The 12,343-nt window shown below is 66.1% G+C and carries 13 protein-coding genes, 1 tRNA gene and 1 pseudogene; 9 read left to right on the top strand and 6 right to left on the bottom strand.

Going from position 1 to position 12,343, the window contains the following annotated elements; all coding sequences use genetic code 11:
- Positions 1-48: 48 nt before the first annotated feature.
- Positions 49-1,338, bottom strand: a complete 1,290-nt coding sequence (locus ACQR1B_RS13840) for a glutamate-5-semialdehyde dehydrogenase (RefSeq protein ID WP_434832957.1) — start codon at positions 1,336-1,338, stop codon at positions 49-51.
- A 36-nt stretch (positions 1,339-1,374) separates the two neighbouring features.
- Between ACQR1B_RS13840 and ACQR1B_RS13835 the strand changes: the two genes are divergently transcribed.
- A complete protein-coding gene (locus ACQR1B_RS13835; protein WP_434832956.1) occupies positions 1,375-1,776 on the top strand; it encodes a ribbon-helix-helix domain-containing protein in 402 nt (133 codons plus the stop codon).
- 20 nt (positions 1,777-1,796) lie between these two features.
- A pseudogene (locus tag ACQR1B_RS13830) lies at positions 1,797-2,075 on the top strand (type II toxin-antitoxin system RelE/ParE family toxin); the annotation flags it as partial.
- On the opposite strand, the gene proB reads toward ACQR1B_RS13830, so the two are convergent.
- A complete protein-coding gene (proB, locus tag ACQR1B_RS13825) occupies positions 2,072-3,220 on the bottom strand; it encodes a glutamate 5-kinase (protein ID WP_434832955.1) in 1,149 nt (382 codons plus the stop codon). The pseudogene ACQR1B_RS13830 and the gene proB sit on opposite strands and share 4 nt — an antisense overlap.
- A 160-nt stretch (positions 3,221-3,380) precedes the next feature.
- Positions 3,381-4,451 carry a GTPase ObgE gene (obgE, locus tag ACQR1B_RS13820; protein WP_434832954.1) on the bottom strand — a complete coding sequence of 357 codons (1,071 nt, stop codon included), beginning with the start codon at positions 4,449-4,451 and terminating at the stop codon, positions 3,381-3,383.
- A 200-nt stretch (positions 4,452-4,651) separates the two neighbouring features.
- Here obgE and ACQR1B_RS13815 point away from each other — a divergent pair, with 200 nt between their 5' ends.
- Entirely contained in the window at positions 4,652-5,569 is a 918-nt protein-coding gene (locus ACQR1B_RS13815; RefSeq protein ID WP_434832953.1) for a DMT family transporter, read from the top strand.
- A gap of 209 nt (positions 5,570-5,778) precedes the next feature.
- Here ACQR1B_RS13815 and ACQR1B_RS13810 read toward each other — a convergent pair whose 3' ends face one another.
- The 3 genes from ACQR1B_RS13810 to rplU all read right to left on the bottom strand — a co-directional run bounded on the left by ACQR1B_RS13810 (position 5,779) and on the right by rplU (position 7,296).
- A complete protein-coding gene (locus ACQR1B_RS13810; protein ID WP_434832952.1) occupies positions 5,779-6,369 on the bottom strand; it encodes a GNAT family N-acetyltransferase in 591 nt (196 codons plus the stop codon).
- Positions 6,370-6,508: 139 nt separating this feature from the next.
- Positions 6,509-6,778, bottom strand: a complete 270-nt coding sequence (gene rpmA / locus ACQR1B_RS13805; protein ID WP_434832951.1) for a 50S ribosomal protein L27 — start codon at positions 6,776-6,778, stop codon at positions 6,509-6,511.
- Between the two features lie 134 nt (positions 6,779-6,912).
- Positions 6,913-7,296 carry a 50S ribosomal protein L21 gene (rplU, locus tag ACQR1B_RS13800; protein WP_434832950.1) on the bottom strand — a complete coding sequence of 128 codons (384 nt, stop codon included), beginning with the start codon at positions 7,294-7,296 and terminating at the stop codon, positions 6,913-6,915.
- A gap of 323 nt (positions 7,297-7,619) precedes the next feature.
- On the opposite strand from rplU, the gene ACQR1B_RS13795 reads away from it, so the two are divergent.
- The 6 genes from ACQR1B_RS13795 to ACQR1B_RS13770 all read left to right on the top strand — a co-directional run bounded on the left by ACQR1B_RS13795 (position 7,620) and on the right by ACQR1B_RS13770 (position 12,291).
- Positions 7,620-8,753: an ROK family protein gene (locus tag ACQR1B_RS13795; protein ID WP_434832949.1), complete on the top strand. Its 1,134-nt coding sequence runs from the start codon at positions 7,620-7,622 to the stop codon at positions 8,751-8,753.
- A 456-nt stretch (positions 8,754-9,209) separates the two neighbouring features.
- Positions 9,210-9,299, top strand: a tRNA-Ser gene (locus ACQR1B_RS13790).
- Between the two features lie 84 nt (positions 9,300-9,383).
- A complete protein-coding gene (locus ACQR1B_RS13785; RefSeq protein WP_434832948.1) occupies positions 9,384-9,662 on the top strand; it encodes a hypothetical protein in 279 nt (92 codons plus the stop codon).
- Positions 9,663-9,672: 10 nt separating this feature from the next.
- On the top strand, positions 9,673-10,416 hold the full coding sequence (locus ACQR1B_RS13780) for a DUF7168 domain-containing protein (RefSeq protein ID WP_434832947.1): 744 nt from the start codon (positions 9,673-9,675) through the stop codon (positions 10,414-10,416).
- Between the two features lie 419 nt (positions 10,417-10,835).
- Entirely contained in the window at positions 10,836-11,285 is a 450-nt protein-coding gene (locus ACQR1B_RS13775; RefSeq protein WP_434832946.1) for a hypothetical protein, read from the top strand.
- Between the two features lie 55 nt (positions 11,286-11,340).
- The gene (locus ACQR1B_RS13770; protein WP_434832945.1) at positions 11,341-12,291 is read left to right on the top strand and encodes a hypothetical protein; all 951 of its coding nucleotides are present in this window, start codon (positions 11,341-11,343) and stop codon (positions 12,289-12,291) included.
- The last annotated feature ends 52 nt before the right edge of the window (positions 12,292-12,343 follow it).

Raw genomic sequence — 12,343 nt, 5'->3', positions numbered from 1 at the left:
GGCTGCCACCGCCTGCTGCTCGGGCGACTCAACCACAGGATGCGGCGATCATGGCCGGGTCTGCCCGGTGCCGTGAATCCGGTATTTGAAGCTGGTGAGTTGTTCGACGCCGACCGGGCCGCGCGCATGGAATTTGCCGGTGGCGATGCCGATTTCGGCGCCGAAGCCGAACTCGCCGCCATCGGCGAACTGTGTCGAGGCGTTGTGCAGCACGATCGCGGAATCGACCTCGTTGAGGAACTTGTCGGCGACGGCGACGTCATCGGTCACGATTGCATCGGTATGGTGCGAACCGTGTTCGTGGATGTGGGCGATCGCGCCCTCCACGCCGTCGACGACCCGGGCTGCGATGATCGCGTCGAGATACTCGGTGTCCCAATCCTCGTCGCTGGCCGGCTTGGCCCGCGCATCGGCCGCACGCACGGTGTCATCGCCGCGCACCTCGCAGCCGGCGCCGATCAGGACGTCGACCAGCGGCTTGATCTTGTCCTGTGAGGCGCGATCGATCAGCAGCGTCTCGGCCGCGCCGCACACGCCGGTGCGGCGCATCTTGGCGTTCAGCACGATCGCCTTGGCCATCTCGAGATCGGCGGCGCCGTCGACATAGACGTGGTTGACGCCTTCGAGATGCGCGAACACCGGCACGCGCGCCTCGGCCTCGACGCGCGCGACCAGGCTCTTGCCGCCACGCGGCACGATCACGTCGACGCCGCCGTTGAGGCCCGACAGCAGCAGCCCGACCGCGGCGCGGTCGCGCGTCGGCACCAGCGTGATCGCGGCCTCCGGCAGGCCGGCCTCGCGCAGGCCCTCGACGAGACATTCGTGGATCGCGCGGCAGGAGCGGAACGAGTCCGAGCCGCCGCGCAGGATGACGGCGTTGCCGGACTTCAGGCACAGCACGCCGGCATCGGCCGCCACGTTGGGACGGCTCTCGAAGATCACGCCGATGACGCCGAGCGGCACCCGCACGCGCTCGATGGTCATGCCGTTCGGCCGCTGCCAGCTCTCGGTGACGATCCCGACCGGATCGGCGACGCCGCGGACGACCGCGATGCCGTCGGCCATCGCCGCGACGCGGCCCGGCGTCAGGGTCAGGCGGTCGAGGAAGGACGACGTCATGCCGGCTGCCCTGGCCTCGGCCACGTCCTCGGCATTGGCGGCGATGATGCGATCGGCGTGGGATCGGATCTGCCGTTCCATCGCCTCCAGCGCGCGGTTTTTCTGTTCGGCCGGTGCCAGCGACAGCACCCGCGCCGCCGCACGGGCGCGCTGGGCGAGGTCGTTCATCAGCGCGGGCAGATCGGCGCTGCCGTCGATGGCTTTGAGAGGCGCGGTCATGGGCGTTTCAACCTTGAATTAAGGCCGTTGTCTAACATGGAATTCGATCCCGTGCGAAGAGCAAGCGACCGGCCGGTGCTTCGCCGACGGGCTGAAAGCCCGGCCGGCAGGACATCGACGGGGACGCCGTGCTATCATCGCAAAAAGCGAAGATCGGATGCCATGCCAAGCAAAGCCTTTCAGATCGAACTGAGTGCCAAACAGCAGGACCTGCTGCAGCGTCAGTTGGAGAATGGCCATTACGAGAGCGTGAACGACGTTTTCGCCGATGCCCTGCGCGCCTTGGACGAGCGCGGAGCGGTCTATGACGATTTCCTGCGCGACAAGGTCAGGGCCTCGCTGGCCAACAAGAAACCCAGCATCCCCGCGGAGACCGTGTTCGAGCGGTTGGAAGCCCGGCACGCGCGTCGCGTGAAAGCTGGCAAGCGTGGCGCGTAAGGTCCGTCTTCCGGGATCAAGCGAATGCCGAATTGACGGCTCTTTACGACTACATCGCGGACAACAGCGGCGCATCCGTGGCAATTGCCTACGTGCGACGGATACGCAAGGCCTGCATGGCGCTGGAGCACTTTCCTGAACGGGGCACAAAGAGGGACGACATCCTGAAGGGCCTGCGGACGATTGGTTTCGAGCGCCGGGTCACGATCGCCTTTCGTGTCCTCAAGACCCGTGTGGAGATTGTGACGGTGGCCTATGGCGGACGCAATTTCGAGCACTCGCTGAAAAGCAGGGACTAGCCTATCCAGCCGGTCCCCACGCCCGCCGGCCCGATCACCAGGTCGTCGCGGTGGATCATCTCGGCACGGCCGGAGATGCCGAGGATCACGGCCACGTCCGGCGACGAGCGGCCCTTGATGCGCTCGGCGTCGTCGGCGTCGTAGGCGACGAGGCCGCGGCCGATCTCGTGGGTGTCGGGGCCGCGCACCACCACCGCATCGCCGCGCGCGAACTGGCCGTCGACCCTGACCACGCCGGCCGGCAGCAGGCTCTTGCCGGCGCGCAGCGCGGTGACCGCGCCGGCGTCGATCGTCAGCGTGCCCTTCGGTTCCAGCGAGCCCGCGATCCAGCGTTTTCGCGCGGTGACGGGATTGGCCGGCGTCAGGAACCAGGTGCAGCGGCCGCCATTGGCGATTGCCGCCAGCGGATGCTCGATCTTGCCGGAGGCGATCAGCATGTGGGTACCGCCTGTCGTGGCGATCTTGGCCGCCTCGATCTTGGTGCGCATGCCGCCGCGGGAGAACTCGGACGCCGCGCTGCCGGCCATCGCCTCGATATCGGCGGTGATGCTCTCGACCACCGGGATCAGCCGGGCGTTCGGATTTTGCGCCGGCGGCGCCGTATAGAGGCCGTCGATGTCCGACAGCAGCACCAGCAGATCGGCGCTGGCCATGGTCGCGACGCGGGCGGCGAGCCGGTCGTTGTCGCCATAGCGGATCTCGGCGGTCGCCACCGTGTCGTTCTCGTTGATGACCGGCACCGCGCGCCATTCCAGCAGTTTGCCGATCGTCGAACGTGCGTTGAGATAGCGGCGGCGCTCCTCGGTGTCCTGCAACGTGACAAGGATCTGTCCCGCGCCGATGCCGTGCGCGCCCAGCACCTCCGACCAGATCCGCGCCAGCGCGATCTGGCCAACCGCCGCGGCGGCCTGGCTCTCCTCCAGCTTCAGCGGCCCGCGCGGCAGCTTCAAGCGGCTGCGGCCGAGTGCGATCGAGCCCGAGGACACCACCAGCAGTTCGCAGCCACGGCCGTGCAGCCGGGCGATGTCGGCCGCCAGCGCGGCCAGCCAGGAGGCGTGCACCTCGCCGGCCTCGGAATCGACCAGCAGCGACGAGCCGACCTTGACGACGATGCGGCGGAAATTTTCGAGACGGGGGCTGGTCATGGCTTGAACGGAGGCGGTGCAGTCCCGCGTTTCGTGGTGAGAGGCGCGCAAATGATGCGCAGTCGGCACGGGACGGGGCGCGAGTGTTGATGGTTGGCGGCAAGTGTTGCAAGCGGCAGCCCGCGAGGCAAGGCTGCCGTGAGACAAGGCTGGCGTCAGCTCAGCCTTGCGGTGGCAGCGGGGCGGCCCACGGCTCCTCGGTCGCGGCGCTCTCGGTCGTGCTCTTGGCCTTGATCGACACCGGCTGCTCGCTGACCACGTCAGCCAGCCTGCGCAACGCGTCCTTCACGCCCTCGCCGGTGGCGCCGGAGATCAGCAGCGGCGTCTTCTTGGCGGCGCGCTTCAGCCTGTCCTTCTGCTTCTTCAACTCGTCGGAATCGACCGCATCGATCTTGTTGAGCGCGACGATCTCGATCTTGTCAGTGAGCTCGCCGCCATAGGCATCGAGCTCCTGCCGTACCGTCTTGTAGGCCTTGCCGGCATGCTCGCAGGTGGCATCGACCAGATGCAGCAGCACGCGGCAGCGCTCGACATGGCCGAGGAAGCGGTCGCCGAGGCCGGCACCTTCATGGGCGCCCTCGATCAGCCCGGGAATGTCGGCGAGCACGAACTCACGGCCGTCGGCATTCACGACGCCGAGCTGCGGATGCAGCGTGGTGAAGGGATAGTCGGCGATCTTCGGCTTGGCGGCCGAAACCTTGGACAGGAAGGTCGATTTGCCGGCATTCGGCAGCCCGACCAGGCCGGCGTCGGCGATCAGCTTCATGCGCAGCCAAATCCAGCGCTCCTCGCCGGGCTGGCCGGGATTGGCGTTGCGCGGCGCCCGGTTGGTCGGCGACTTGAAATGAGCGTTGCCGAAGCCGCCATTGCCGCCCTCGGCGAGCACGAAGCGCTCGCCGACCGCGGTAAAATCGTGGATCAGCGTCTCGCGATCCTCGTCGAAGATCTGGGTGCCGACCGGAACCTTCAGCACCACGGACTTGCCGCCTGCGCCATGACAATCCTTGCCGGAGCCGTTTGCGCCCCGCTGGGCCTTGAAATGCTGCTGGTAGCGGTAGTCGATCAGGGTATTGAGGCCGTCGACGGCCTCGATGACGACGTCGCCGCCGCGGCCGCCATTGCCGCCGTTGGGCCCGCCGAACTCGATGAACTTCTCGCGCCGGAACGCAACGCAACCGTTGCCGCCGTCGCCGGAGCGCACATAGACCTTGGCTTCATCGAGGAATTTCATGATGCGCCTTACGTAGGCGAGGCGGGCCGCCGCGGCAACCGCGGAATGGGTCGAATTCGGCCCGGAGCCTTAATTTCGAGCGCCAACCGACGTTGCGCAAGGCTTGAACAAGCGTTGCGCGAGGGTTGCGGCAGGACTGCGTCACGCTTTCAGCAGAAGGGCTGGAGCCGTAGGGGGTGGCCTGATAAGGCAACGCCATCATGAGCGTGCTGTCCCGAATCTCCACTCACTCCGACGAGCGCTCGGCGCGGCTGGCCGGCATCGGCCTGATGCTGCTGTCGATTTCGATGTTCTCGTTCGGCGATGCCCTGGGCAAGTTCCTGGTGTCGACCTACGCCGTCGGGCAATTGCTGTGGCTGCGGGCCTGCGCGGCGCTGCTGCTGCTGGCGCCGTTCGTCTGGCGCAACCGCGCCGCTTTCATGCGACTGGAGCGGCCGTGGCTGCAGCTGGTGCGCGTGGTCCTGTCGACCTTGGAGGTCGCGGCGTTCTTCCTCGCCACCGTCTATCTGCCGCTCGCCGACGTCATCACCTACTACCTGGCAGGACCGATCTTCGTCACCGCGCTGTCGGCGCTGGTGCTGCGCGAACATGTCGGCTGGCGGCGCTGGACCGCGATCCTGATCGGCTTCTGCGGCGTGCTGATTGCGCTCAGGCCCTCGGCGCAGACCTTCAGCCTGCCGGCGCTGATCGCGCTCGGCGGCAGTATTTCCTTTGCTGTGCTGATGCTGATCACGCGGTCGCTGCGGGCGACGCCCGACATCGTAATGGCGTCGTCGCAGTTCGTCGGCACCTTCCTGCTCGGCGCCGCGATGGCGCCATTCGGCTGGGTGACGCCGACGCCAGGCAGCCTGGTGATGTTCGCTGCGGCCGGCATCATTTCGGTGACCGCGCTGTTCTGCGTCAACCGCTCGCTGAAGCTGGCGCCGGCCTCGGTGGTCGTGCCGTACCAGTACACGATGATCGTCTGGGCCGTGCTGTTCGGCTTCGCCGTGTTCGGTGACGTGCCGCACCCGGCGACCATCATCGGCGCGATCGTGATCATCGGCGCGGGACTGTACATCTATCTACGCGAGCGTAGCTTGGGGCAGGGACAGGGTGCCGTGAACCCTCCGGCTTAGCGGAGCGTTTGGCAAGGCGCTCGCTCCAAAACCGGTGTCGTCCCTGCGAACGCAGGGACCCATAACCACCGGCGGCTGTCGCGGGAGCAGGCTGTCGCTCCAGCGATCGCAAAACCGGGTCCTGTGGTTATGGGTCCCCGCGTTCGCGGGGACGACACCGTTGGTGGAGCGACGCGCCGGGCCTGCAGGGTAGGCCAAGCCGACCAAGCCTACTTCCGCCGTCCCGCATTGGCCCAGGCCTTCAGCGAGGCCCAGACGCCGCGGGTGAGGCGGAAGGCGTCGACCGGCGCGGACGAGCCCAGCACCTCGAATCGATGCAGCTCGACGCCGGTCCATTGGAAGCCGCACTTCTCCAGGATGTTGCGCGAAGCCGGGTTGCTGACCCGTGCATGACCGAGCAGCAGGTCGTCCTCGCCCCTCTCGAAGAAATCATCGATCGCGGCCCGCGCCGCTTCCGTGCCGAAGCCGCGGCCCCAATGCGCGACGCCGAGCCAATAGCCGAGCTCGGCCCGACCGGGCTTCGGGCGGTTGATGCCGACCATGCCGACCGGCGAGTCCAGATGCTCGATCAGAAACGCCGTCTCGCCGCTCTGCTCCAGCGCACGCACGAAGCGGGCGGCATCCACCTCCGAATAGGGATGCGGCAGGCGGCGGGTGTTCTCGGCGATGCGGCGGTCATCGGCAAGGCGGGCAATGGCAGCGACGTCCGCGAGCACGGGCGGACGCAGGGTCAGCCGGGGTGTCTCGAGGACGCAAGGTCTCGCCTCGCGCAACGTGGGAGTCGTGATGTCCTGCAGCATGTCGGGCTCCATCGACGCTTCGGGATCAGCCGAAAAATCAGCAAAAATAAAAAGGGGAGGCCGGTTGTCCCGCCTCCCCTGGAGCCATCTGGCGCTCCACCGGTTCATCAGGACCCGGCGGACGCTATGTGTTCCACCGTTATTCAGCAGCCTCGGCGGCTACCGGGCGCACCGAGATGAACGTGCGATTGGCGCGCGCATGGAATTCGACGACGCCCTCGATTTTGGCGAACAGGGTGTGGTCCGTGCCCATGCCGACGTTGAGGCCGGGATGCCAGGTCGTGCCGCGCTGACGCGCGATGATGTTGCCGGGAATCACGCGTTCGCCGCCGAACGCCTTGACGCCGAGACGCTTGCCCTTGGAGTCGCGTCCGTTGCGGGATGAACCGCCTGCCTTTTTGTGAGCCATCGCTCGTCTCCGATCTCTTGCGATCACCTGTAGCGCGATTCCGCCACGGGATCATTCAAATTTGCCGACGCGCGGACGAAAAATCCGCGCGTGATGAGGGTCAAGCCGGTGCGGCGCGCAGCGCGCCCACACGCTTACTCGGCGGCGTCGGCCGCCGGGGCTTCCGCCCTGGCCTTCTTCGGCCGCGGGCCGATCGTCGGCTTGGCGTTGTCGGTCAGGATCTCGGTGACGCGGATCAGCGTCAGCTCGTCCCGGTAACCGCGCTTGCGGCGCGAATTCTTGCGGCGGCGCTTCTTGAACGCGATCACCTTGGGGCCGCGCTTGTGGTCCAGCACTTCGGCGGCCACGGACGCGCCGGCCACAGCGGGCGCGCCTAGCACCGGCGTGTCGCCACCGACCACCAGCACCTCGTTCAACTGCACGATCGTACCGGGCTCACCGTCGATCTTGCCAATCTCGAGCACATCATCCGGGGCGACGCGGTATTGCTTGCCGCCGGTTTTGATGACTGCGAACATCGTTCTCATCCTTCGTGTTCGATCCCGGCCTCGACGCCCAAAGGCCCCGGGTCGGCTTCTTGTTCAGTCGTTATGGTTTAGGGTCCGGCCCGATCGGGGACGGCGTCGCGCCCTTGGGCTCTTCGCCCGCCGGATACGCGCAACGACAAACGGCGCAGGAACGCCCGCGCCGGTCGATCGGGGGCTTATAGCGGCCGCGGCCGCCGAGTCAAGGCGAATGGCGAATAGGGAGTGGCGAATAGGGGCCTATTCGCAACTCCCACGCAACCAACGGTTCCCTCCGCCGTTGTCCGGACCCAACGCACAAACAGGGCAGGGATCACATGGCCGACGACGTCATGACCACCACGGGCATCGCCCGCCACGGCGCCGCGCGGCTGCCGTCGGTCGACATCGACAGTTTCAACATCGAGATCAAGGACGAAGACGGCTTCCTCGGCGACCGCGCCTCCAAGGGCGCGTTTCGCAAGATCCTGGAGCGCTGGCGCAAACCCTTACGCAAATCCGGCAAGGATCCGTTCGGCGACGAGGAGAGCGAGGCCATCAGCAAGAAGGCGCTCGATGAGATCCTGGTCGGGGATGACACCGAGGCCTCCGCGGTGGTGCATTCGGCGATCGAGGAGTTCGCCCAGGAGCTTGCGCACGTCACCCGGCGCTTCCTGCGCACCAAGGCCTGGGCCAAGACCGAATGTATCGTGGTCGGTGGCGGGTTTCGCGACTCGCGGCTCGGCGAGGTCGCGATCGCCCGCACCGAGATCATCCTCAAGGACGAGGGCTTTGCCGTCGAACTGGAGCCGATCCGCTACCACCCGGACGATGCCGGCCTGATCGGCGCGTTGCATCTGGCGCCGTCCTGGATCTTCGAGGCGCATGACAGCATTCTGGCGGTCGACATCGGCGGCACCAACATCCGCTGCGGGGTGGTCGAGACCGCGCGCAAGAAGGCGCCGGACCTGTCGAAGGCGTCGGTCTGGAAGTCCGAGCTGTGGCGGCATGCCGATGACGAGCCGACACGGGAAGGGGCCGTCAAGCGGCTCGCCAAAATGCTCAAGGGTCTGATCGAGGAGGCCGACAGCGAGGGCCTCAAGCTTGCACCGTTCATCGGCATCGCCTGCCCGGGCGTGATCAATGAGGACGGCTCGATCGAAAAGGGCGCGCAGAACCTGCCGGGCAATTGGGAGAGCAGCAAGTTCAACCTGCCCGCCAGCCTGGTCGAGGCGATCCCGGTGATCGGCGACCACGACACGGCAGTGCTGATGCACAATGACGGCGTCGTGCAGGGTCTGTCCGAGGTGCCGTTCATGCAGGAGTACGAGCGCTGGGGCGTGCTGACGATCGGCACCGGACTCGGCAATGCCCGGTTCACCAATCGCCGGCGGGACACCGGCCGCAAGGACAAGGCTGACAAGGACGAAAAGGCCGATGACAAGAAGGCCGCGAAGAAGAAGAAGGATTAAACGGCCGTATCTGCCGGCGGGGTGCGCTGCGGCGTCACAGTTTCGCTCGACATGCTGCTGGCACCATCGTTGCCGGCGGCGCCTCCGCCATCCGAGGAGGGCCGAAACCGCCGTGCAACCAGTCGGATGCGCCTGGAATACGGTAACCTTGACCGGTTAGGTTAAGGAATGGTTTGCATTGCGGTGCACGTTAGGATGCACCAGGGTCATCCGCGTCGCTCAGGCCGGCCGGATTGACCCCCGTCTCTTCCGTCGGCTTCCCCAAGATGTAGCGACACGGGACCGCCGGCATGTGTCAGCGTACGGCGGTCCCACCTTTTGGGAACCCGCGTGCCGGTCCCGGCACATTTCCGCCGCCGCATTTCGGTGGGAAATATCGATCCCTACGCCTTGTCACTCCCGGCCTCGTGCCCTAGAACACGCCCCGACCACGGGGCCTGCCCCTGATTTGCGCCTGGAGAGGTGGCAGAGTGGTTGAATGCACCGCACTCGAAATGCGGCATAGGTGCAAGCCTATCGGGGGTTCGAATCCCTCCCTCTCCGCCACTACACTGGTCCCTCCGTATCTGATCTGTTCGATTTGACCGCCCGTACAACGGCTTTGCGCTGCGCCGGGGAGAGAAACAGCTCGTGGAGCGCCGCGTCGCCGCGCTGTCTCCGATTGCCGTGGTCTATTCGATCACGCCTCTCGGGCGGGCGCTCGACCACCAGGGCGATCTGAGCGAGGCACAGCGGCGGTTCGATATCCATCCATGCGTCATCGGCGGGCGGGGCCATGACGAATGGGAGCGGCCCCTGACATCCGTGGCGTGCTGCTCCGAGGTCGTGTACGCAACGGGCGACGTCGATCGGATTCATCGAAGGCGCTGCTTTCGGCAAGCTGCGCTCCTGGCGTCGGACCATTCATGAGCAATGATCTATGAATCAGACGTTCGATCCCGTCGCCCTGGACAAGCTGAAGTCCCGCATCCAGGCGCTGCGCGCCAAGACCATCGCCAATGGCTGCACCGAGGACGAGGCGCTGTCCGCGGCCGCCAAGGTTGCCGAACTGCTCGACCGTCACGATCTGTCGCTGTCGGACGTCGAGCTCAAGGCGTCGTCCTGCGAGCGCAAGGTCTACGAGACCCGCCGCAAGAAGCGCATTCCGCTCGACGACTGCATCGGCGCCATCGCCCAGTTCTGCGATTGCCGGGTGTGGCGCGAGAAGAACGCGGCCGGCGAGACCAGCTACGTATTCTTCGGCCTCTCCGCGGATATCGAGGTGGCGCATTATCTGGCCGAACTGATTGACGGCGCGGTGCGTGCCGAGCTCGGCCGTTTCAAGACCTCGGTCGACTACGCCCGTTTCCGGCACCAGGAGCGGCATCTCGCCAACGCCTCCTTCGCGTTGGGAATGGTGACGTCGATTGCCCGTCGGCTGGTGGCGATCAAGGCCGGCCGCGATCAGGCGAACGAACGCAACGGGCGGGGCCTGGTCGTGCTCAAGACCTCGGTCGTCGATGCCGAATTCGACAAGCTCGACCTCAACCTGCGGGCGCAGCGCAGCACCAGCCGGATGGTGTCGAAGGTGGCCTACGAGGCCGGCGGTGCCGCCGGCGCAATCCTCGCCATCAATCCCGGCCTCGGCGGCACGCCGCCGCGGAGCAATCCGAAGAGCGGCTGATGCCTTGCGGGTTTGATGTCGCCCGCCAACGAAACGCTGGCGCATAGGCGCACCAGGACGTCCCTTGACCGGCACATCGCGAGCGCCTGTGCAGCGACCTCGACGCAAGGCGGCTGCTGCGCTCCTGGGCATTGCAGCATGAATTTCCATTTCAAGTTGACGAATTATCGGTCATACTACCTCCCACGGTCTGGTTCCCAGCCTTCATGATATTGCTGTCCGCCATTGACGAAATTTCGAGAACGACCACCATCACCAGACCTCTGATTGCGTGCGATTGATTTCATTTCGAGAATGGATGCGCGGCGCGATTGATCGGGTTTTCCGGTCCGCTGCACCCGCCGCCGATCTGAACGACACCCAACCTGAACGATGCCGATCCGAATGGCGCCCGATCCGAACGACATGGAGAGATCCAGATGTGCAGCCTGCCGCGCCGGTGCCGACTGCTGCTTTTGCTGATCGCCCTTGCGGCGCCGATGGCCGCACGGCCCGCCGGTGCCCAGAGCGGGGATCGATCGGGCGTCGCCGACGCGTTCCTCGTGCGCCAGGACAATTCGGATTGCACCAATTCCGACGTGAAGGCCGATGATCCCTCGCGGATCGGCGGCACGGTTCAGGTGACGCGGCAGGCCGATGGCAAATTGCGCGTCAAAATCGCGATCACGGCGGCGCCGGACACGACCTATCATTTCTTTCTGAAGTGCGTGAGGTCGCTCGGCGACGTCAAGACCGAAGATGAAGGCCAGGGAGCGGCCGAATTCGAGCTCTCGGCCGACGGTGCGCCGCCGGTCCTGGCTTTCGACATGTATCCGGAAGGTGCGCCATCCGGCCAGAAATTCCAGAGCACGTCGGTCAAGTTGCCTTGATCACTCCCCCGGTTCTTTTCGATTGGTTCACTTCGATCAAACGCGAGGATACGCCGTGAAGACAGTCCATGTTGTCATGATGATGGTTTGTGCGATCTGGCTGGCGCTCGGATCGGGGGAGGCAAAGGCGCAGGCGACGCGCACCTGGGTCTCCGGCGTCGGTGACGACGCCAATCCGTGCAGCCGCACGGCGCCGTGCAAGACGTTTGCCGGCGCCATCTCGAAGACCGCTGCGGGTGGTGAGATCAACACCTTGGACGCCGGCGGCTTCGGCGCGGTGACCATCACCAAGTCGATCCGCATCATCGCCCAGTCCGGCGTCGCCGGGGTCCTGGTCTCCGGCACCAACGGCATCATCGTCTCAGCGGCGGCCGCCGATAGCGTCTATCTCGAAGGGCTCGTCATCGATGGCGTCGGCGCCGGTATCAACGGCATCCTGTTCAACAGCGGCGGCTCACTCGTCGTGCAGAACTGCAAGATTTTCGGCTTCACCCAATGGGGCGTGCTGTTCACGCCGACCACGCCCGGCAGGCTTTCGATCTCCAACTCCGTCATTACCAGCAACGGCAACTCGGCGAGCTTCGGCGGTGTGAAGGTGCTGGGCCGCGCCGGCGCCACGACGATTTCCGGCGTGATCGACCGCACCCTGCTCGCCAACAACGCGAACGGATTCCTGATCGACGGCACCGGGGGAGGGGGGACCGCGGAGGTAACCGTGCGGGACAGCGTGGCGACCGGAAACAGTGGCAACGGCATTGCCACGGTCTCGTCGGGCGCGGTCTCGTCAGTCGTCTTCGTCGACCGCACGGCGTCGTCGCACAATGGCGCGGGCGGCATCGCCGCATCCGGCGTGGCCCAGGCGGCGGCCATCGTCAACAATTCCAGCGTTCACAACAACGCCACCGGTCTGCTCGTGAGCGGCGGCCAGATCGGCTCCTTCAAGAACAACGCCATCTCGTCGAACACCACGGACGGCGCACCGACGGTCATCCTGCCGCTGAACTGACCGCTTGATACAGCCTCGGTAAGATGGAGCGGGGGGAGTGCGGCGCCGCTGC

Origin of the sequence: Bradyrhizobium oligotrophicum (assembly GCF_051168495.1) — a bacterium.
Lineage (GTDB): Bacteria > Pseudomonadota > Alphaproteobacteria > Rhizobiales > Xanthobacteraceae > Bradyrhizobium > Bradyrhizobium oligotrophicum_A.
This window is presented reverse-complemented; position numbering and strand designations above follow the sequence as displayed.

Coding starts and splice junctions, on each gene's coding strand:
- ACQR1B_RS13840 (WP_434832957.1), bottom strand. CDS start 1,338: ATGACCGCGCCTCTCAAAGCCATCGACGGCAGCGCCGATCTGCCCGCG.
- ACQR1B_RS13835 (WP_434832956.1), top strand. CDS start 1,375: ATGGAATTCGATCCCGTGCGAAGAGCAAGCGACCGGCCGGTGCTTCGC.
- proB (WP_434832955.1), bottom strand. CDS start 3,220: ATGACCAGCCCCCGTCTCGAAAATTTCCGCCGCATCGTCGTCAAGGTC.
- obgE (WP_434832954.1), bottom strand. CDS start 4,451: ATGAAATTCCTCGATGAAGCCAAGGTCTATGTGCGCTCCGGCGACGGC.
- ACQR1B_RS13815 (WP_434832953.1), top strand. CDS start 4,652: ATGAGCGTGCTGTCCCGAATCTCCACTCACTCCGACGAGCGCTCGGCG.
- ACQR1B_RS13810 (WP_434832952.1), bottom strand. CDS start 6,369: ATGCTGCAGGACATCACGACTCCCACGTTGCGCGAGGCGAGACCTTGC.
- rpmA (WP_434832951.1), bottom strand. CDS start 6,778: ATGGCTCACAAAAAGGCAGGCGGTTCATCCCGCAACGGACGCGACTCC.
- rplU (WP_434832950.1), bottom strand. CDS start 7,296: ATGTTCGCAGTCATCAAAACCGGCGGCAAGCAATACCGCGTCGCCCCG.
- ACQR1B_RS13795 (WP_434832949.1), top strand. CDS start 7,620: ATGGCCGACGACGTCATGACCACCACGGGCATCGCCCGCCACGGCGCC.
- ACQR1B_RS13780 (WP_434832947.1), top strand. CDS start 9,673: ATGAATCAGACGTTCGATCCCGTCGCCCTGGACAAGCTGAAGTCCCGC.
- ACQR1B_RS13775 (WP_434832946.1), top strand. CDS start 10,836: ATGTGCAGCCTGCCGCGCCGGTGCCGACTGCTGCTTTTGCTGATCGCC.